The organism is Faecalimonas hominis, from assembly GCF_054660755.1.
In genome coordinates, this window is sequence record NZ_BAAHSH010000029.1 from 37,661 (window position 1) to 58,899 (window position 21,239).

Sequence of the window (21,239 nt, forward strand, 5' to 3'; positions counted from 1 at the left end):
ACTACACGCTTCTAAAAAGTGCAATATTTTTGCAAAAGAAATCCCGCAGGAATTATTCGTTCCTGCAGGATTTTTCAGTCTGTATTATCTTTGTCTTCTTCTGCGTACCGCTGTAAGTACATTGAGAAGAATTACCATTCCGGCAATCGTCATCATACCTGCCATTGCCATTGGATTTGACTCGTCACCTGTTTTAACAGGTGTATCGTCTTTTGGTTTAGCAGGTGTTAATACCATTGCTTTTTCTGCGTATTCATTTGTAAATACTGCGCTGTCTCCTTCAACAGTTGCTTTTAACTGTCCTTTTTCATCATCTACAACATTTACCGTCACTTCATATACTTTTTCATCGTAAGTGATATTCTCCTGTTTATCATTTACTTCAGAAATTGTATATTTGTAAGTTCCCGCTTTGTCGTATTCTAATGTTTCAAAGATAATCTGTCCGTTTTCGTTGTTCTTTGCTTCGGCAACTACATTTCCGTTCGCGTCTTTCAACCGGAATGTAAACTGTCCTTTTACAAGGTCGTTTCCTTTTAATACTTTGCTTGCACCAAGTGTTACGCTTGTTCCTGATGCCTTGTAAACATTTCTGAACACAATTTCACCTTCTGTCGTATGTTTCACACTCAATGTACCGTCACTGTTGTCCGTTACCGATGTATGAATCATAAACTCGCTTGTATCATATGTAACACCATATGTATCTTCCGGAGCAACTTCTCGTACCGTGTAATCATGTTCACCCGGTTTGTTGTATTCCAGTCCGGTAAATGTTACTTTACCGTCAGCATCATTTGTTCCCGTTGCGACAACTTTATCGCCTTCAAGAAGTTCAAAGTTGAACTCTTCCGCCTGCATCTTGCGTCCTTCTAATTCTTTTGTGATAGAAATCTGATCTGTCACACTTGAAGTAATCGGACTTTCAATGCTGTAAGTGTTTGTAAATGTGAATAATGTGTTGTCGGCAGGGTTCTTTGTAACTGTCATATGACCTTTTCCGTCATCTGTTACCGTAAGTGTAAATGTCTTCGTCTCTTTATCATTTGTCACACCTGCAACTTTTCCGGATTCCGTTACCGTGTAAGTAAATGTCTTACTTCTCGGTTCACCCGCTTTTGCAGATGCTTTTTCTCCGAATACATTTTCTAATGTAAAGGATACTTTTCCGAAGTCTACATTGCCCTGCGCATCATTCTGTGCCGTTGTCTTCTCAGGCATTGGAGCATCTTTTTCTCCCTTCAGTGTAAATGTAAATTTACCTGTAATGTCAGGAGGTGTAAGCCCCTCTTCTGCTGAAAGAATTTTGCTTCCGTTTACATTTACTTCTACAGGTTCACCTGTTGAATATGCGTTTGTAAATCCATGTCCTTCTGGAAGATTTGTCACTGCTTTCAATGTTCCGTCACCGTTATCCGTAACAGTTACGGTAAAGTCAAACGTATTTTTCACCGGAGTAACTCCGTTTTCAGCAAGTCCGTCTATTTTCTCCACTGCTGTGTAAGATACTGTCCATGTTCCGTTTGGATTTTGAACTGCATCACCTTTTTTCGCTGCTGCTTTCAGAGAGTCGATCGTAAATGATAATTCTCCGAAGTTTACCGTTCCGTCTGCACTGTTCTTAACGTCTTTTACAACAACGTCTTTGCTGTTCTTATAAACAACGCTGAATGTAAATTCTCCTGCCGTAAGAGGACGTCCCGTCAATGTTTTCTTAGTGACAACCGGCGCTTTTGTTCCGCCTGCATTGTCTGTAGAAGCGGCATATTTGTTCTTAAACGGAATAACGGCTTTTTCACCTTCCGCATTCGTCTTGTAAGTATATGTCTTATCTCCTACTTTTGTTGTTACAGTCAGTGTCGCATCGTTGTTGTCTTTTACACTGATTTCCACTTCATGTTTCGTGTTGTCATATGTGTAGCCTTTCTGACCTTCATTGACTTCCTCCGCCGTGTAGCGGTACGTCTTTCCGGCATCAGCCTGCGTAAATTCTACTTTATCCGGAAGTACATTGACCGTTGCCGTCTCTCCGTCTTTTGCTGCCGGTGATTTGAAAGTCGTGCCTTCTTTAGAAATTCCAAGTTTTTCTGCTGAGGCATCGTCTTTTGCTTTCATTACAAATGTAAACTGGTCTTTCGCTGCATCGCGTCCTTCCAATACTTTTGTAATCACAAGTCCGCCGGCTGCTCCATAGTCGATTGAAGAGCGATAGTGGTTTGTAAATGTACCGTTGTTTACAACTGATGTTGCCGCCGTAAGTTTACCTTCTCCATTGTCTGATACAGTTACTTCCAAAGTTGCCGTATGTGTATCTTTTGATACGCCCGGCATCTTATCTTTGTTGATGTCATTTTCCGTCACCTTATAAGTGAATTTCTTTGTATGCGCTGTTCCCATAAGTTCCGGTGTAAATGTAATTTTTCCGAATCCAAATGGCGCTTTTTTATCTTTTACATCAGATTTTTTCACTGTAGCCGTTGTTTTTTCCGGTACAGGTGCATCACCCTCCGGTGCGATTGTAAATGTAAATTCGTCTGTATCTAACCAATCACGTCCTTCCAGAACTTTCTCGAAGAATACGCTTGTGTCCGTAGGAGTTGTATCAACTTCTACCGGATTTTGAATCTTGTATACGTTTTTGAAAGTGAGAAGCCCTTCAGCCGCATTTTTCACTTTCGCACTAAGTGTTCCGTCCCCGTTATCAACAACTTCAACAACTACTTCTCTTGTCGCATTTTTATCGTCAACTACACCTAAAATGCCACTTGGATTTTCAGTAACATAGAAAGTGTATTCTCCTGCACGTTTGAAAATAATATTTCCAAATGCGGCCGCTTTGTTAGGCGTTGTACTGTCAATCACAATTTCGTCTGCATTGCTCGGAAGAACTACCGCACCTTCCGGTGTTCCTTTTGCCATTGTCAGTTTGAAAGTAAATCTGTCCTTTTCAAGCCATTTATTTCCTTCACGTCCCGTAAATTCTTTCTTCACTTTCAGATTTGCAGCACCTTCAAGACTTTCGTCTGCCACACTGTACGTATTGATAAAGTGTGCTTCCGCTGTTTTCTCTGCCGGCACTGTTCCGGTGATTGTCGATTCGTTCGGTGTGTATCCCGCTGCCTTTGTTTCTGTCACTTCATAAGATGCACCTTCCGGTAAACCTTTAATTGTAATGCTTTCACCGTGTTTCAAATTGATTGTCTGACCGCTTCTAATCTTCTGATTATCTCCGTAAGTATACTCACCTTTCAGTTCCTGTCCGGCAGTATCTTTTAAGACAACTTTAAATTCAAATGCTTTGTTTTTGTCGATAACCGTTCCCTGATTTTCCGTCAGTTTAATTTCTTTGGAGATTGTAAGGTTACCTTTCTTTGTGTTAAACGATTCTGTGTTTGTGTCGATAACAGGATTGTTTTCGCCAACCTGAACACCTGCCGTATTATTTACACCGTCTTCAATCAACGCATCTTCATTTACCACTGCTTTAAATGTCACCGTACCTGTTGTTCCCGGTTTCACCTTTATCAGTTTCCATGTGATTGTTCCTGTTGCCTCATCATAACTTCCTCCGTTGTCTGCCTCTTTGAAAGTTAATCCTTTTGGCAGTTTATCCGTGATTGTTACGGTTGCGTCTGCATCTTCCGTGTTGCGATATTTGATTGTGTATGTTACCGTATCACCCACTTTAATATCAGATGAACCGTTATCATTTTTCACATCTTTACCCGGAACAAAGTTTTCTACTTCGTTTGTCTGTTTTGGATCGTTGTCTCCAATCTTGATACTTGCCGTATTTTTGATTGTGTCAACTTTCACGGCGTCCTCCGTAACTTCCACTTTGAATGTCACAGTTCCGCCCGCTCCTGCTTCCTGTTCTTTAAATGACCATGTCAGTTTGCCGTCAGCAAATTTACCGTCATTGCTTGCTGAACCTTCCACATATCTCGTTCCTTCCGGAATCGTATCTTCGATGATTACGTCTGCCACTGTCGGCTGTCCGTTTTCATCTACAGCGTTATTTACCCAGTCGATAGAATATGTCAGTGTGTCGCCGACTGAAATCATGTCACCATCTGCCGATGTGTTCTTATCCTCCCCATTTGCAACATCTTTTGATTTTTCATCTGTGTAAATATTTGTAAATACAGGACTTCCTGTCTTCTCGATAACTTTTGCTGATAACATACCCTCTGTGGAGTCGTAAGAAACTTCCACAACATAACTGAATGTATGTCTGTCATAAGTCATCTGTTTGTCAGGTGTACCAGGAATTACTTCGCTGATTGTAAAACGATATTTACCTGCTGCCGTGAATTTAACTTTTCCGAAGGAAACCGAACCGTCAGCCTTATTTGTCGCCGTAAGTTCCGGTAAAACAACTGTATTCATATCGCCTTCCAATGCATCTACTTTCATTTGGAATGTAAATTCATTGTCCTTAAGCGCTTCCTCGCGGTTACCTTTAAGCACTTTTGTCACTTTACCCGCCATCTCAGCAGGATTCATCTCAATAATATCCGGTGTGTAACTATTTACAACCGGAGCAACTGCTGTCGCTTTTTCGTCTTTTGAGTTATATACACCTAATTGTTGTCCGTCTTTTGTCACAGTTGTAACCGTATAAATGTCTCCGTTTTCTTCCAATACCTGAACGGCAACGGTTACATCTTTGTTATCGTATGCGATAGCGCCCCTTGCATTTACCACTTCATGAACTGCGTATGTAAATGTTTTTCCGATATCGTCCTGATTGAATGTCACTTTACCAAGTTTGCTCATGACTGCTATTCCATTATCACCCGGTTTGCTGTTTTTAAATGTTCTGTCACTGTCGTCCAGTTTTGCTTCCGCTTCCTCTGTCTGACCTGTGATGGTAAAGGCAAACTCATTTTCTTTTAACTTACGTCCCTGTAACTCTTTTGTTACGTTTAATCCGCCTTCGGCACCGTATGTTGTGTCTGCTGCAAATACATTGACGAAGTTACGTTTCAGATTATTTGCCGCATCTGAAATATCCTGCATTGCTACCAACTTAGAATTTTCATCTGTTACTTTAATCTTCACTTCGTAGTGGTCTGCATCATATGTCCAGCCATTTGGTACGGAAACTGCTTTTTCAAAAACATCAAATGTATATGTTCCCGCTTTTGTGAAAGTCAATTCTCCAAATGTAACTGCCTGAGGGTCTCCGCCCTTTTTCAGCATATCTTTAGAGATTGTTGCTTCTTCTTTGTACCCTGTGATTTCGCCTGCTTGAATCGCATTCTTTGTCACATCGTCTTTCGCTTTCATGATGAAAGTAATGTCTTCCACCGCATCGTGTCCTTTTACCTGTTTTGTAATGGACGGTACAAATGTTGCGTTTTCTGTTGTATTGTATGCGTTTGTAAATGTAAGTTCATCAGAACCTTCTTTTATCGCCGCAGTCAGTGTTCCGTCATTGTTGTCCGTTACGGTTACCGTCACAACTTTTACGGAAGTGGAATGGAAAAACACCAAGTCCCCAGCCTTTGCCTGCGAGAGTGGCAGATGTTGGGTTGCGTCATACTGTGCTTGTGCCGTTCTCGGTAAAGAGATACCAGCTTTTCCATAGCACCATTGCGTCAGTCCCGAACAGTCAAAAGAAGTATTCGGGTTACTGCCCCCATACACATATTTCCAGCCTTGATATTTCAACGCTTCATTCATTACCTTTTGTGCCAATTCTCCCGATACCTGCGGAACAGTTAAATACTGATTAACTAATTCCACATAGAACATATTTCCATAGCCATACCGCCAGCCCCCATTCTTCGCAACAGCTATCGGGTTAGTATAGGTTACTTTCTTTCCACCCGATTTTTCACGGGCGAAGCTCTCTGCAAGATTAAAAGTATGTTTCTTTCCTTTTCCTGCCACGGTCTGTACCGATTTCCTCTGCGTTGCTGTTCCCGAATTGAAGCAAGAGCCACGGCTGTTCCACTTGAATAGAAAATAGGCTGTCCCGTATCAAGTCCACGCTGTCCTTGCCCTCGCTGTCAGAGTTTGGGAGCATGATTTTTGTTCCCAAATCAAGTGAATTATCATTTAAGGAAATGATGTCAAAAGCAGTATCTTTCAAAGTGGCACTTCCTTGTGGCTTTGTATCGCCCGTTTCTAAATCTCGTTTCTGAATTTTCACACCGCCACGGATAACCTTGTCAGATACGGAAAACTGGTTACTTCCAGTTAATACGGCAAGGTCGCCGTCCTCGGTAATCTGTGTTACATATAAGCCCTTAATCTGTTCGGACTTATCGCCAGCCTGCATATATGCACCGTCTAACAAGTAGCCGTTTGGAGCTTTTGTTTCCTCAACAGTTAGCGTTCCAAGTGGAAGAACCGCCTTACCGTCCTGCATATAGAAGTTGTTGCCAGACACCTTGTAAGCGTCCGCTAATTTTGTGATGTAGTGGGTTGTCCCGTCGCTGTCTGTTTCAGCGATTGTCTTTGTAACCCATGTACGAGTAGCTTCGGCAGGGAGATTGTCTTTATTGTAGAAGCCAGCATAATACTTCCATGTAAATTCCGCACCTGCTAAAGAAGCGTCTCCCTGCGGATTGACTTTCTGTGTTTCCATATCAATCTTGAAAAGCTCAATCAAAGTGTCTGTTACTTTTGGTGTATCTGATACTTTCAAAGTCGCTGTCTTTCCAGCTTCAACCTTTAAGGAATATACAGTTTTATCTACTTTATATCCTGCTGGTGCGGATAATTCCTTGATATAGACTGTGCCTGCTTTTACCTCTGCAACATCTGTATTTCCGTTTTCATCAGTCGTAAGGGTGGCAAGCTGTTTCGTGCAGTCCTTATCAGCAAAGACACCGTATGTTGCACCAGCGATTGAGTAGTTCCCGTTACCGTCTGTAATGCTGGTATTACTGGAAGTCTTTTGCAGTTTCGCATTTCCGACATTTAATTTCGCCCAGAATTGCCCTAATTCCTGCCCCTCGCCAGAGTAGATATAACCGCCACATTCATAGCGTCCTTTATTCTCTTTGACAAAGGCTTTTGCACCAGCGAAAACTTCGTCCTGCGTAGCCTTTGGAATTTCATCATAAGAAGCTCGCACGTTATCACATTGCCAGCCAAGATGTACGCTCAATCTCTGCCAGACAACACATTGTTCCAACAGATAAACTTGTTTGTAGTTCAGTTCCTTGTGAGCTTCGCTATACTGTTTGACATACTCTAAGGATAACGCCACATCTGAAATCTGGTCGGCACTTATGCGTGAGCTTGCGTCAGTTCTGGTCTTGTAGCCATTCTTAAAATCTGTATTGATGTCAATACAATAGGCAGTTTCGCCCTCGACTTTCATCATGCCCTCATTGAATGTCGAACCGATAGAACCGTCATTCATTACTTTTTCAATGATACCGACACGCTCTGCACTTTCCGTCCAGTATTGCTTGTTTTCTGCATGAACGGGTGTACTCGGTAAAGCAGTAACGACAGTTGCAAAAGCTAAGAAGCCCGTACACAATCGCTTTAATATCTTTTTCATAAATCTAATGCTCCTTTCATTTTAGGTAATAAAATAGCCGTCCAATAAGAACGGCTGGAAATAGAAAAGGAACGTCATTTTAGGCGTTCCATAGTCTATGAGTTATTCAATTTTTTCTTGTTTCAATACTGATGTGCTGTACCATATCTTTGCATATCTAGGAAAACTTGCGTATCAAGGCTCATTCGTTAATAGTAAATAAGTAGTAAATTGATGTGTTTGTTTCCTTGAAAATGCTGATAGATACTGTGTTTTAGCGGATAATCAGATTTTTATTGTGTTTTTATACATAGAAATTTTACAAAATGAACTGTTACTCTTTCGTTACTTTTCACCTTGATTTTTTGTCTTTTTTTGGCATATTAAAAAAGGTCGGAAACTTTTTCGTTTCCAACCTTTTGCCTGTTTTATTTTATTTTTTCTTCCAACTCTATCGCGGTCTCCTCCGCCCAGGAATACTCCCACAGATACTGCCCGACATATTGTTTTTCCCGCATGGTATCCGTTCTTCCCTCTAAGACCGCATAATAGTCACAATCCACTTTTTCATAATGAATGTTGCAAGAACCCCTGTTATTGACAAACACATCTTCCACCTCATACACCTGAAAAAGTTTTTTCAGATACATAACCGCTTTCCGATATAAGGTTTTCACTCGCTCGTCGTACAGTCTTTCTCCCCACAGTTTGTCAATTGCCTCTTCCATTGTGACATTTCCGCCCCTGTGATCTGCGCAAAGCGCCAGCAATTCTTTCGCCTTTGCGTTAGCGAAATAGACAACCTGTTCATCGATAAAGACGTCAAATCGTCCAAACATTCTGAAATACACTCTCTTCTTCTGTCGTTTTGAAAAATAGTACGAACGTCTCAGAACATCTCGGATTTCTTCCTGATTATAAGGCTTTAAAACATAATAGTCTGCCCTAAGGCGAAGCGCCTCTCTTGCATATTCCTCGTATCCCGTCACAAATACAAGAACAAGGTCGGGATACAATTCCCGCAGTTCTTTCCCAAATGCCAAACCATTCATCTCCGGCATTTCAATATCGGTAAACACAACTTCTACCGGGTGCTCTTTCAGATATTCGTATGCCTCCAGCGGGTTTTTAAATGTCGCTGCAATTTCTACTCCTTTAAGGCCCTCACATTCCATTTCAAATTGTTTAATCTGTAACCATTCATCATCAACAATCACGATCTTCAATTTGCTCGCACCCCCCCCCGAAAAATTTTAGGAAATGTCAAAGTTACCTTCGTTCCTTTGCCATTTTCTGACCACAATTCACACTTTGCCCGTGATATTTTTTCAAGACGAAATTGAATATTTCTTAATCCCACAGAGTCTTTTTTCTCTTTTCCTTCAAATCAAATCCCACGCCGTTATCTTCTACCTCCACAATATAATTTTCTCCCCGCTTATAACTTCGAATCCACACACAGCCGCCACCCGATTTTTTTCGGATTCCGTGTTTAATCGCATTTTCAACAAGCGCCTGTACACTTAAAGGCGGAATATAAAAGTTTTCTTCCTGTATATCAAACTGAACTTCCAATTGATTCTGAAATCGTACTTTTTCAATATTAACATAAGATTTTACATGACGCAGTTCTTCTGAAAGTAAAATATTTTGCTGATTTCCAATGGCATCAATATTCCCCCTAAGATAATTTGAAAAATCGTATACCATCTTGTAGGCTTCATCGGGGGATATTTTAATTAAGGCACGTATGGAACCGAGTGTATTGTATATAAAATGTGGCTGAATCTGACTCATCATCAGTTGTATTTCACTATCCTGCAATTGTTTACTCAACTTCCTATTGAGCTGTGCCGTGCCATAAATCTCCAAAATATAGTACCCGAACAGATATACCGTATAAATCAGCACCGTCCCTCTGATACATACGCCAAACGTATGCCATGTCTTGGAATAAAAATGTCCCCATTCTACCATTCCCGCAAGGAGAATCAAAATCATGCAAATAAATTCTCCCTTATTATATCCTTCTTCTTTTGCCAAAATCTTTTTTCCATAAATCCAGCAGGCATATATAAAAGACAGAATCAATGTCATCAGCATATAATTCGATGTTTCTACCAAATCTTTTATTCCTGTTATCTGTAAAATCAGACACCCAAAAGCACTTACAATGCTAAGATAAAATGCTGTTCTTGTAATTTTCTGACTTTCCCCCTCCACTCTCTGTTCCAGATAACTCAAGAAGAACACATTGCAAAACAGGGCAGACAGCATTGTAATAAAATGTCTCGGTTCTGCACCTACGCTTTTATATACCATCTGCGACACACCCGAAAGCCACAGGGAAACAAGAATAAACAAAATCCCCAGCGTTTCTTCCCGCCTGTATCCTCTGAATTTTCTCAAAAAAATAGAGATAAGCAACATAATGATGCCCATACTCCCAATGAACAGACTCGTAAAAAATGCAGGAAATTTCCATTCACGTATTCCATAATATAAACTGTTATAAGAGCCATAATAAATCGAATCCATTTTCCCCTGAAACCGTTTATACGGAGAAGATATTTCAATGCGAATATGCTTTCCCGAACTGTCCTGCGGTAATCGGATAAAATTCCATGTACTCGGTATCATATCGCCCGCTAATTTTCTTTCCGGATATTCATAAATCATTTCTTCGTCCAAAAATACTTTCACTTTCTGCTGCTGTGAATAAAATGCTACTGCAGCATTTCTATAAGCGATTTCGGGAAGTGTATTTTCCACAACAAACGTTCCGTGATTCACTTTATCAATGACAGTCGGAAGTTCCGGTTTAATTTTTTCTCCATTTTCTTCATAATACCAACCGTCCATTTTTCCGATTCTCTTATCCGGTCTGACTATTCCCACTGTATTCGGCATAAGAAGAAACGTCACATACATCACCACAAGGATACCGGCAGTGAACTCCGTTATTATCGCCTTTAATCTGTTACTTCCTGCTAGTTTCTTAATAAATTTCATTTTTCTTTCTCTTCCGACATACTTTCTTTAATTTATGGGACGCCAATTTTAATAAAACAGGACTTAACTTTCTTGCATGCCGCGGACAGACTGCCACGCATCTCATACAGGAAATACACAGATTTTTATCCAACTTTATATACTCTCCCATGGAAATTGCTCCGGCAGGACATTCCTTTGCACATTTTCCACAGTGATTACACGTCCTCTTTATCTGTGGTTTTAACGGAATCTTCCCGTATGCACGATAAGGTTTCTTTCCCGGAACTTTGAATGGTTTCGGATTCTCTATTCTCTCCCTGATAAACTGCACATAGGAAAGCAGTTCTTCCCTGTCCTGTTTATCCGGTCTTCCCTTCGCAAACTGATGCATAATGGAATGTTCTGCAACGGCTGCCACTGCCACGACCGGAAGAAATCCCGACTTTTTCGCCACTTCTTTTAATTCAAGCAGTGTGTCATCATATTCCCGATTTCCGTAGACAACAAGCAGGATTGCTTTTGCACCGTTTCCCTTTATTCTCGCAATTCTTTCCGCAGCCTCTTTAGGTACTCTCCCACCATAAGACGGTACGGCAAGCATACAGACATCGTCTTTCTGCAGACAGATTTTAGAAAATTCTCTGTTTCTATCCAGCAAATCTATTTTCTCTGCCGACTCATCAAGTCCTTTTATAAGAATATCGGCAACCTTCTCCGTTCCTCCGGTCGCGCTAAATATAATTTTCTTCAAACCCATTTCTTTTCCTCACTGTTCATAACATTTTTGAACATTATAACTCTCCCAAAATTTTTCTGCAATATGCTTGCAAAGAAATAGAGCATATTTTCATATGCTCCACTTCCTCATCTTATTTCCTTTTTGTCAATACAACCGCCAATCCTGATAACAGGAACAGTCCTCCGAATAAGAATATCGGCTCTGTATCCGCTGTCTTTGGCACATTCGGTTTCTTGTTTTCCGGTTTTTGCTCCGGTTTCGGTTCCGGTTTTGGTTCAGGTTTCGGCTCCGGCTTCGGTTCAGGTTTTGGCTCCGGTTCAGGTTCCGGCGCCGGTTTTGTTTCCAGACCGCTATACGCCTTTTCCACTTCACCTGTCATCTTATCCACATCTTCCTGTGTAACCCCTTTATCGAACAATTTTCCTGCCTCCGCCAATACATTTTCCAGTTTCTGCACACTTTCCTCTGTATATAAATCTTTATCTACTTTTTGTGCCTGTGAAATTGCATTGTCAAATGCAGTTAAATTTAACCTGTTCACCTGTTCAATCGCCTTCTCCAAGTCAGTTTTCGCACTTTCCAAACTGTCTCTTGTGCTTTCTGTATCAGCCAACACTTCTTTCGCTTTCTCCAATACAGGTTTTAATGCATCAATTGTGGACACATCATACAGACGATGATTTGACTCTGCATCGCTAATCATTTTTTCTGCTGTATCAATAAAATCCTGCAATGCTTTTCGCAGTTCTGTCAAATCTTCCTCTTTCGGTTCTCCCTTAACAACTGTCTGCACTGCTTCCACTTTTTTATCATTTATCAAAAGCGCTCCTGTAGGAAGTCCCCCTTTTAATGAAAGACTTACATCTTTTGCTTCATCAAAGCCTTCCGTATTCCATTTTGGAAGTACCTGTACAGCAATCTCCTCACCTGTTGCTTTTGCCATTTTTACATTCACAATTTCCGGTAAATGTAAATCTTTTACAGTGGCTGCATTTTCCACCTTGACATCTTCAAATGTATCCGTAACTGCCAAATAGTTCAATGGAGTTGTCTTTCTGATTCCTTTTACGGTTAATTCCGTAATCGAAACACTTCCACCTGCCGCCTGTGTATTTAACTTCTCTTTCGGGAAATACAGACGGATATATCTTGCCATAAGCGGATTTTCAAATGTCTTCTTATCTGAAATTCCTTCTTTATTTGCAGACTCTCTTATAATCGTCTCAAGTGTCACCCAGTTTTGCTTATCGTTTGAAACTTGAATCTGATACTCTGTCGGCCATACTTTCTTGTAGAAATCAATCTGAATTTCGTTCATCAATACAGGTTTTTCTCCCATATCCAATATGAGCCACTGGTCAGCAGGCTCTCCGTAACTCTTATCATTCAACGCACCGCTGCTCCAACGTGTATTTTTGTCTCCATCTACGGAAAGGTTTCCCGTATAATTTGTTTCAGCGCCTGAACCCTTCACTCTCTCTACATCAGATACTTCCACTTTCTGATTTAATGCAAGATTTACCACTTCCTCACTGTCCGGCTCTGACGAGTCTATATAAATATTTTCCACTGCAACTCCGATATCATCAGAAGGATTTTCCCCATAAGTGAAAACCAGTTCATGCAATTCCACGTCTTTGCCCTGTTCAAAATCAAAACGGATTGTATGAATATTTCCGTCGATTCCACTAAAGTCCTGTTTGCCGGAAGTCAGTTTGCCAAGTTTCTGTTCTGTATTGTCCGCCTTAACTAATGTAACGTCCGCATTGCAAGGTGTTCCCTGGAATACTGTGAAACTGTCAATATTTACATTGTCCGTCAATCTGTATTCCAACTTATCCCCTGCCTTTACATTCTGTACATAGAATAAAGTTGACAGGTTTTTATCGTCCAATGCTTTTACATCGCCTTTTGTGTTCGTCACTGCCGATTCAGGAGGAATAGAGTAGTTTGGCTTATCTCCCTTGTTCACTTCGATTTCATGAATCTTCAAGTAATATCCATATGCTTCTGTCACTTCCAGACGGATATATCGTCCCCGCTGTCCGTTCGCATTTGCGCTGTAACTTCTAAGCGGCGGGTCTACCTTTCCATTGTCATTGAAATCCGTAATCTTTGTAAAATTCTTATTGTCTGTTGAAATGGAGAGGGACGCCTTTTTAATTCTTGGATTTCCGTCCGATGTCCAGAATGTGATATCACGAATTGGTTTTGTCTCACCCAAATCTACCGTAATATAATCTCCAACTTTTTGTGCACGGTTTGTCCATACAAACGTATCCTTGTTTCCGTCCACCATGTTATCCCATTTACCTTCTTTAATTTCATTGATATTCGTCTCTTTAAAACGAAGGTCATTTGGAAGATTTTCCACAACCATGGCCAAACGTTTCAGATTTACGTTTACTGCCGTGTTTCCTTTATTAATTAAACGGATATATTTTGCTTCCAAATGTTTTGTCTGGTTTCCTGCTTTCGCAGTCTGCCATGAATCACCATAAAGAGAATACTCTAATGTAAGTTTGTCCGTGTTTTCTCCTTCCACAATGATAGAAGAAATCTCTGCAATCGCTTCTTTCTTCACACCGATGTAATCACCTTTGTTCAGTGTTACGTTAGAAAGGTCTCTTACACCAAATTCTTTCTCAGCGATTGTCAATGGTGTTTTTGCATATGCAGGCATATTTGTATAAATACGGTCTGCTTTCTTTTCTGTATTGTCACTGCTCAGCCATTTGTCTAATTCTTTCTGCACATCTTTCATGCAGGCATTTACAAATGGTACCAATCTTTTATTTCCCGCTTTCGGTGTCACCCTGTCATTGCCCTGACCGAATTTATATGTGCGGCTGTTGTATGCATTCATCTCTTTTGATGCTTTTGAAAATTCCGTCCATACTTTTGACATATCAAGTGTTTTCGCAGAAAGTTCTGCCTCTGCCTGTAAAAGGGCTTCTCCGGCTTTTGCCACGTTGTCAAGCGCCTGAAGCCAGCCTTCTCCGTTTTCTGTTCCACCCGGATTAGACAATTCTTGTACTAGAGCCTCATTTGTACAGTTCTTTTGGAAATCTGCTATCGCAGACTGTATATGTTTAAATTCTGCCAGCAATTCTTTTACTTCTTTTGCGTCTGCTTTAAACGTGTCATTTTCTGCAGCACTTTTCACTTTATCCAAAGTATCTTTTAAATACAAAGATTCTTCAAAACCTTGCGGTACTCTTCCTGAATTTGGACAGTCTGACACATTTCTTGCAATCGTTAAGTACTCGTCATATACTTCCGGCTGCAAATATTTAAAACACTGTTCCCAAACTTTCTCTACATTCTTAGAATAATTGTTTACATTCCAGAAATATGCGCCCAACTGAAATAGAGGTACTTTATCTGCCTCTGCAAAGAAAATTGGATTGGATACCGCACCTGCAAGTCCTGTAATGTTATCACGAATATAGTGTGTACTGCTTCCGAGGAAAATTCCTGATTTTGCATGCTCATTACACGGGTAATTTACCCAGAACACAGGGTCATGTCCCGTTTTTTCTTTTACATATTTAATTGTTGACTGTTCAAACGGAGAGTTTACGTCTTTCCCTGTCCAGAAAATAAGCACTTCCTCATTAAATTTTTTCATTGCCTCCAACTCTGCCGGTCTTGCCCATGCTTCATTGTAACCCTGCGGACAGAAAATAATCGGCTTACAGTTTTTTGGCTTGATATATTCCTCCGTTAAATCATTGATTAATTTTACAACTATTTCATTTGAGCCTGAACCGAAGTCATCGTTCAAAACACAAAAACGGCGGACACCAATATTGTAAAGCTGGTCAAATTTCTTTTTCAGTTTCTCTTTACGTTCATTATAAGTAGCGTCCTCTTTTGTCACGCCTTTTAACACATTTGTCAAATGCACTGACCACGAGAACTCCGCCTTTGTCTCTGCCTGTAAATCAGCCAGTTCCTTAAACTGATTTATTTGCTCTGCCGGATATAACTGATCCCACTTGTCCGTGTGGTATGGATCTGTTTTCGCTGCATATACATAGAGATTCATCTTTGCTTCCGGCGCAAATTTCATCAGACTTTTTCTCTGTTCATGTGTCCAATTTCCATAGAATCCTTCAATATATCCTCGCGCATCTATAGACGCATAATCCATAATCTCTACCGGATAAAATTTCTTTCCCGCAAAAGAAGAAAACATCATTTCCAAAGTAGATACGCCGTAAAATACGGCATCGCTGTCTTTTCCTAAAATAACGATATCCCCGTCCTTTGCATAGAGTGCGTATGCGTCCTCTTTCTCAAAATGTTTTGCATCTAAATTTTTATCTTTAAACCATTTATCTGTCTCATCATTTTTACCGTAGATACCTAAAATAATTTTGGACTCTTTCTTATCTGCCTTACTTTCTTTCGCTGTCCTATCATATTTTTTCAACACTTTTTCCAAATGCTTCTTCGTGGCATCGTCCACATCTGCACCAATTACAGTCTGCACTTCTTTACTTATCTCAAAAGACTGTTTCTCTTTTGGATATGTCACCTGCTGCGGAATTGGGTAAATCTGGTACTCTTCCCCGGTTGTCATTGCATCTCCCTTTTTCCATTCGGAAACCCACGGAGACTTTACTGCTTCGATACTTTCTTTTTCATTTCCCACTGCTTTTGCGGGTATAACCGCTGTAGAAACCATAGCAACTGTAAGTATTGCGCTTACAAGACTTTGCCATATTTTCCTTTTTCGCATTCTTTTCCCTCCTTCTATGCGTCGGCACTTATGAATATGTCTATTATAACATATAAATCCGCTTTACAAATTTATTTTTTGTGCATTTTAGTAGCATTTATTTGTATAATTATCTATGTATTTTACATTTTCACCATTTTGTCTTTTCTTTTATTACAGATAATCATTATATATGACAAAAAAACTACCAGATACATTGCTGTAAATGGTAGTTTTCTTATAATTTATTCATTCATATTTGCCAGTTTCGCCGCCTGGTCTGCCGCAATCAACGGGTCAATGATTTCGTCCAAATCCCCGTTCATAATATTATCAATCTTATATAACGTCAACTTAATACGGTGTTCCGTAACACGCCCCTGTGGGAAGTTGTAAGTACGGATTTTCTCCGAACGGTCACCTGTACCAATCTGGCTTCTTCTCGCTTCCGCTTCTGCCGACTGCTGTTTTTCTAATTCCAGTTCATACAGTTTTGAACGGAGCAGTCTAAACGCTTTCTCTTTATTTTGTAACTGTGATTTCTCCGTCTGGCTGTAAATAACAATCCCCGTAGGATAGTGAGTCAAACGCACGGCAGAGTCTGTTGTATTGACACACTGTCCACCGTTTCCTGATGCGCGCATAACGTCAATACGGATATCTTTATCATCAATTACAACGTCAACCTCTTCCGCTTCCGGCATAACCGCAACAGTAATTGTGGAAGTATGAATACGTCCGCCCGATTCCGTTTCAGGAACACGCTGTACACGGTGTACTCCACTTTCATATTTCATTCGTGAGTAAACGCTCTGTCCGCTCACCATGAAAACAACTTCTTTAAATCCGCCGATTCCATTTTCATTAAAAGAAATCAACTCTGTCTTCCAGCGTTTGCTCTCCGCATAATGTACGTACATACGGTATACTTCCGCAGCAAACAATGCGGATTCATCTCCACCTGCACCTGCACGAATTTCCACCATAATGTTCTTATCATCATTAGGATCTTTTGGCAGAAGTAAGATTTTAAGTTCATGTTCCAATTCTTCCACACGTTTTTTTGAAGCGGAGAGTTCTTCTTTTGCCAACTCTCTCATCTCTTCATCTGATTCCATCTCAAGCATCTCTTCGCTGTCTGCAATCGCCTGTTTTGCACTCTTATATTCATTATACGCATCTACAATCGGTGTTAAATCCGCCTGTTCTTTCATTAATTTACGAAAACGATTCTGGTCATTCGCCACATCTGGTTCCTGTAATTCGCCCATGATTTCCTCAAAACGAATGATTAAATCTTCTAATCTGTCAAACATATTTTTCCTCCTATCCGTTTACCCTCTTCTGAAATATTTTACACGCCACAGACTACACGGTCAAGCCCTGCCAAATCCTTTTTTATTTTCACATTGGTAAAACCTTCCTCTTCCATCAGCGTTTTTACTTCTTCTCCCTGGGTATTTCCTATTTCAAAATACAATTTTCCATTTCTTTTCAAATATTTTCTGCTCTCTTTTATTATCTTACGGTAAAAATAAAGTCCGTCTTCCTTCCCGTCAAGCGCAAGCATTGGATCGTGCAGTTTCACTTCCTCCTCCAGTTTTTCTATTTCTTCCGTTTTAATATAAGGGGGATTTGACACAATCACATCATACGTTCCCTCCACATTTTCAAACAGATCACTTTGGATAAAAACGGCTTCCATATCATGTTTCTGCGCATTTCTCCGCGCCACTTCCAGCGCCTCTTCGGAAATGTCAACGCCGACTCCTTTTACGCCGCGCATTATTTTTAACAGACTGATTAAAATACACCCCGAGCCTGTACATATATCGAGAACACGCATATTTTCCTCTAAATCTTCCAGAACAGTCTCCACCAGCACTTCCGTGTCCTGTCTCGGAATCAACACATGTTCATTCACCTCAAAAGATAATCCCATAAATTCCTGTTCTTTTGTCAGATGCTGGAGGGGAATTCTTTTTGCCCTCTCCTCAACAAAATATTTATATTGTGTTTTCTGTTCTCCCGTCATTTCCCGTTTCGGATTGGCATAGTACATCGCTCTGCTGATTTTGGTTATGTACTCCAAAAGAATCCATGCATCTATGGACGCATCTGCAATTTTATGTTCCTCCAATGTCCGTTTTCCAAAACCATACGCTTCTTCCAGTGTCATTCTTCACTCACTCCATATGTTTCTTTTTGATAAGTTCTCCAGTCAAACACCGCCTCAACAGATTGAATGGCAACTTCTATCATATCATCGTCCGGTTCTTTTGTCGTCAGATTTTGAAGCCATAATCCCGGTTTACTCAACAGATTTACAATCGGATTATCACTGTTTCCCGCCCATTTTATCAGTTCATAAGAAATTCCTGCAATTACCGGAATAAGTGCGATTCTAAGCCCGACTTTTACTAACTGGGAATCCGAACGGATAAAGAATATCATTACGCAACTGACAATCATAACAAACAAAAGAAAACTTGTCCCGCATCTTTTATGCTGCTTAGAACTTTTTCTCACATTGTCCACATTCAGTTCCATGCCATGCTCTATGCAGTTAATACATTTATGTTCCGCTCCATGATACATGAAAACACGTTTTATATCTTCCATTTTTGATATCATTAAAATATATGCGATAAAAATAAGAATACGGATAATCCCTTCCAGCGCCGCAAGCGCTGCCTTTGAATGAACGATATTCTCCGCAAAACTAATCAGGTAGTAAGGCAGAACCATAAAAATCCCCACGGCAAGCACTACGGAAACTCCAACAGTCACTCCCGTCAGAATAGATTCTTTTTTCTTCTTCTTTCTCTCCTCTTCCTCCGTCAGAGGAATCTTTTCTTCCTCTTCTTCATAAAACTCTGAGGAATAGGTTAATGTTTTCATACCAAGCACCAATGAGTCAATAAAATTAAATATCCCTCTTATAAATGGTGTCTTTGTGAGAAATTTCCATTTTACAATCCCCTTGTAAATATCTTTCTTCACTTCTATTTCACCGTCAGGCTTTCTCACTGCAACAGCGTAGTCTTCTCCGTTTTTCATCATCACGCCTTCTAAAACAGCCTGACCTCCGATATTGGACGATTTCATCATTTACCTCCAATCTTCTCCTTAACGCAACAAAGGTTGAGGTTTTGCAACCTCAACCTGTAAATGCTGGATTCTATTATGCCTGAATTCCGTATTTCTTGTTAAACTTGTCAACACGACCACGAGCCTGAGCCGCTTTCTGCTGTCCTGTGTAGAATGGGTGACATTTTGAACAAATTTCTACGTGAATGTCTTCGTTTGTAGAACCAGTTACAAATGTGTTACCACAGTTACAAGTTACTGTTGCCTGATAATAATCTGGATGGATTCCTTCTCTCATGATTTCACCTCTCTATTTTTATTTGTGCATAGTTTCCTACGCATTAGCATTTTTCTTAAACATCTTTTTGATTATATCACAATTTCATCTGCTTTGCAAGTTGTTTCTAAATGATTTTACTTTATTTTCCCTTTTATAGTCACCCACATATGTTTAACTGCCTGCAGAGGGTGAGAAAAAATCATTCTCGGACCTGCATATTTCATAACTGCCTTTATCTTTTCCTGCTTCTCTTTTGTATAACAGTGTACTTTACATGCGCTGCAGAACGTTTTCGTTGCCATAAACGGGCATTTTTCCGTCCGAAACAATGCATATTCCAGTAATTCCTTACATTCAGGACAAAGTTGTCCTTTTGTCTTATGCACTCCCCTGCAGTACACCGTAATCATCGTGCGCAGCATTTCCTTTTCGTTTTCCCGCTTTTTCTCTATATTCATTTGTTCTCTCCATTATTAACTTAATTTTCGATATTAGTATAAACTAACTTTTATTTCAAGTCAATAACTTCCGAGTGGAGATTTCTTTTATATGAACTTTGTTTTTCGTACAGTCTGCACTAACTCCTCATTATTTTTTGTGCGTGAAAACATATTTAAAATATTGTCTACCGCCTCTTCCGCTTTCATTCCGTTTAACGCCTTGCGCATATTGTTTACCGCTTCCTGCTCATCTGCCGTCAACAGAAGGTCTTCTCTTCTTGTGCCTGATTTCACAATATCAATGGCAGGGAATACTCTCTTTTCCTGTAACTTTCTATCCAGTACAAGTTCCATGTTACCCGTACCTTTAAATTCTTCATAAATCACATCGTCCATCTTACTTCCGGTATCCACAAGTGCCGTTGCGAGAATCGTCAGACTTCCTCCCTCGCGCATATTTCTCGCAGCACCAAAAAATCTCTTCGGCATGTGAAGCGCAGCCGGATCCAAACCACCTGAAAGTGTTCTTCCGCTTGGGGAAACCGTAAGGTTATACGCCCTTGAAAGTCTTGTGATACTGTCCAATAAAATAGTAACGTCTTTTTTATGTTCCACCAACCTCTTTGCGCGCTCAATTACCATTTCTGAGACACGTTTATGATGCTCCGGCAACTCATCAAATGTAGAATAAATTACTTCCACGTTCTTACCGCAAATCGCCTCCCGAATATCCGTCACCTCTTCCGGTCTTTCATCAATCAGCAGAATCAGTATATGCATTTCCGGATTGTTTTTCAAAATGGAAAGTGCAACTTCTTTTAATAATGTAGTTTTTCCCGCTTTTGGCGGAGAAACAATCATACCACGCTGCCCTTTTCCAATCGGGGAAATCAAATCGACAATACGCATTGCCGCACTGCTTCCCGGTCCTTCCAAATGCAATCTTTCATTTGGGAAAATAGGTGTCATATCTTCAAAACAGCCTCTTTTTGACGCCTCCGCCGGATTCATGCCGTTTATTTTTGTCAAATACAACAGCGCACTGAATTTCTCTGTCGGAGATTTCACCCTTGTATTTCCCTCAACAATATCACCTGTTTTTAAATTAAAACGGCGAATCTGTGACGGAGACACATATACGTCGTTTTCCCCCGGAAGATAATTGGCACAACGAATGAACCCATATCCGTCCGGAAGAACTTCTAAAATACCATTTGCCACAATTCCGCTGTCTAATTGTTCAATATCTGCCGTTCCTGATTTTTCATTTTTCACTTCTTCTCTCACGGCTTTCGTATTGTCTTTCTCATCTTCCTCTAACATTAACTCAATAATGTCCGCCTTTTTCATTGTCGAAACACCTTTTAAATGTCTTGCTTTTGCTAAATCTCTTAATGTTGCCAATGGCAAAGACTCATATTTTTCTCTCATTATCTTTCTTCCTTCCTTATTCACTTAACACTATG

11 protein-coding genes and 2 pseudogenes are annotated in these 21,239 nt (G+C 40.3%); all 13 read right to left on the bottom strand.

The window, feature by feature from the left end:
• Positions 1–84 precede the first annotated feature (84 nt).
• Complete coding sequence (locus tag ACYQ35_RS05505) at positions 85–5,343, bottom strand: Spy0128 family protein (RefSeq protein ID WP_459831156.1); 5,259 nt, start codon at positions 5,341–5,343, stop codon at positions 85–87.
• A gap of 42 nt (positions 5,344–5,385) precedes the next feature.
• A pseudogene (locus ACYQ35_RS05510) lies at positions 5,386–5,946 on the bottom strand (C40 family peptidase); the annotation flags it as partial.
• 19 nt (positions 5,947–5,965) lie between these two features.
• Positions 5,966–7,525, bottom strand: a pseudogene (locus tag ACYQ35_RS05515) (SrtB-anchored collagen-binding adhesin); the annotation flags it as partial.
• A 407-nt stretch (positions 7,526–7,932) separates the two neighbouring features.
• Positions 7,933–8,721, bottom strand: a complete 789-nt coding sequence (locus ACYQ35_RS05520) for a response regulator (RefSeq protein WP_459831159.1) — start codon at positions 8,719–8,721, stop codon at positions 7,933–7,935.
• A gap of 133 nt (positions 8,722–8,854) precedes the next feature.
• On the bottom strand, positions 8,855–10,516 hold the full coding sequence (locus ACYQ35_RS05525) for a histidine kinase (RefSeq protein WP_459831022.1): 1,662 nt from the start codon (positions 10,514–10,516) through the stop codon (positions 8,855–8,857).
• Positions 10,503–11,255, bottom strand: a complete 753-nt coding sequence (locus tag ACYQ35_RS05530) for a 4Fe-4S binding protein (protein WP_459831025.1) — start codon at positions 11,253–11,255, stop codon at positions 10,503–10,505. Before ACYQ35_RS05530 ends, ACYQ35_RS05525 begins: the two co-directional genes overlap by 14 nt.
• 112 nt (positions 11,256–11,367) lie before the next feature.
• Positions 11,368–15,984, bottom strand: a complete 4,617-nt coding sequence (locus ACYQ35_RS05535) for a beta-N-acetylglucosaminidase domain-containing protein (protein ID WP_459831027.1) — start codon at positions 15,982–15,984, stop codon at positions 11,368–11,370.
• Between the two features lie 224 nt (positions 15,985–16,208).
• Positions 16,209–17,279, bottom strand: coding sequence for a peptide chain release factor 1 (gene prfA, locus ACYQ35_RS05540; protein ID WP_009460589.1), 1,071 nt, complete (start codon positions 17,277–17,279; stop codon positions 16,209–16,211).
• Between the two features lie 38 nt (positions 17,280–17,317).
• Positions 17,318–18,142: a peptide chain release factor N(5)-glutamine methyltransferase gene (gene prmC / locus ACYQ35_RS05545; RefSeq protein WP_009460587.1), complete on the bottom strand. Its 825-nt coding sequence runs from the start codon at positions 18,140–18,142 to the stop codon at positions 17,318–17,320.
• Positions 18,139–19,071 carry a DUF1385 domain-containing protein gene (locus ACYQ35_RS05550; protein WP_009460585.1) on the bottom strand — a complete coding sequence of 311 codons (933 nt, stop codon included), beginning with the start codon at positions 19,069–19,071 and terminating at the stop codon, positions 18,139–18,141. Before ACYQ35_RS05550 ends, prmC begins: the two co-directional genes overlap by 4 nt.
• A 76-nt stretch (positions 19,072–19,147) precedes the next feature.
• Positions 19,148–19,351: a 50S ribosomal protein L31 gene (rpmE, locus tag ACYQ35_RS05555; RefSeq protein WP_009460583.1), complete on the bottom strand. Its 204-nt coding sequence runs from the start codon at positions 19,349–19,351 to the stop codon at positions 19,148–19,150.
• A 116-nt stretch (positions 19,352–19,467) separates the two neighbouring features.
• A complete protein-coding gene (locus ACYQ35_RS05560) occupies positions 19,468–19,791 on the bottom strand; it encodes a nitrous oxide-stimulated promoter family protein (protein WP_009460581.1) in 324 nt (107 codons plus the stop codon).
• An 87-nt stretch (positions 19,792–19,878) separates the two neighbouring features.
• Positions 19,879–21,204, bottom strand: a complete 1,326-nt coding sequence (gene rho / locus ACYQ35_RS05565; RefSeq protein WP_009460579.1) for a transcription termination factor Rho — start codon at positions 21,202–21,204, stop codon at positions 19,879–19,881.
• Positions 21,205–21,239: the final 35 nt, after the last annotated feature.

Coding starts and splice junctions, on each gene's coding strand:
- ACYQ35_RS05525 (WP_459831022.1), bottom strand. CDS start 10,516: ATGAAATTTATTAAGAAACTAGCAGGAAGTAACAGATTAAAGGCGATA.
- ACYQ35_RS05530 (WP_459831025.1), bottom strand. CDS start 11,255: ATGGGTTTGAAGAAAATTATATTTAGCGCGACCGGAGGAACGGAGAAG.
- ACYQ35_RS05535 (WP_459831027.1), bottom strand. CDS start 15,984: ATGCGAAAAAGGAAAATATGGCAAAGTCTTGTAAGCGCAATACTTACA.
- prfA (WP_009460589.1), bottom strand. CDS start 17,279: ATGTTTGACAGATTAGAAGATTTAATCATTCGTTTTGAGGAAATCATG.
- prmC (WP_009460587.1), bottom strand. CDS start 18,142: ATGACACTGGAAGAAGCGTATGGTTTTGGAAAACGGACATTGGAGGAA.
- ACYQ35_RS05550 (WP_009460585.1), bottom strand. CDS start 19,071: ATGAAATCGTCCAATATCGGAGGTCAGGCTGTTTTAGAAGGCGTGATG.
- rpmE (WP_009460583.1), bottom strand. CDS start 19,351: ATGAGAGAAGGAATCCATCCAGATTATTATCAGGCAACAGTAACTTGT.
- ACYQ35_RS05560 (WP_009460581.1), bottom strand. CDS start 19,791: ATGAATATAGAGAAAAAGCGGGAAAACGAAAAGGAAATGCTGCGCACG.
- rho (WP_009460579.1), bottom strand. CDS start 21,204: ATGAGAGAAAAATATGAGTCTTTGCCATTGGCAACATTAAGAGATTTA.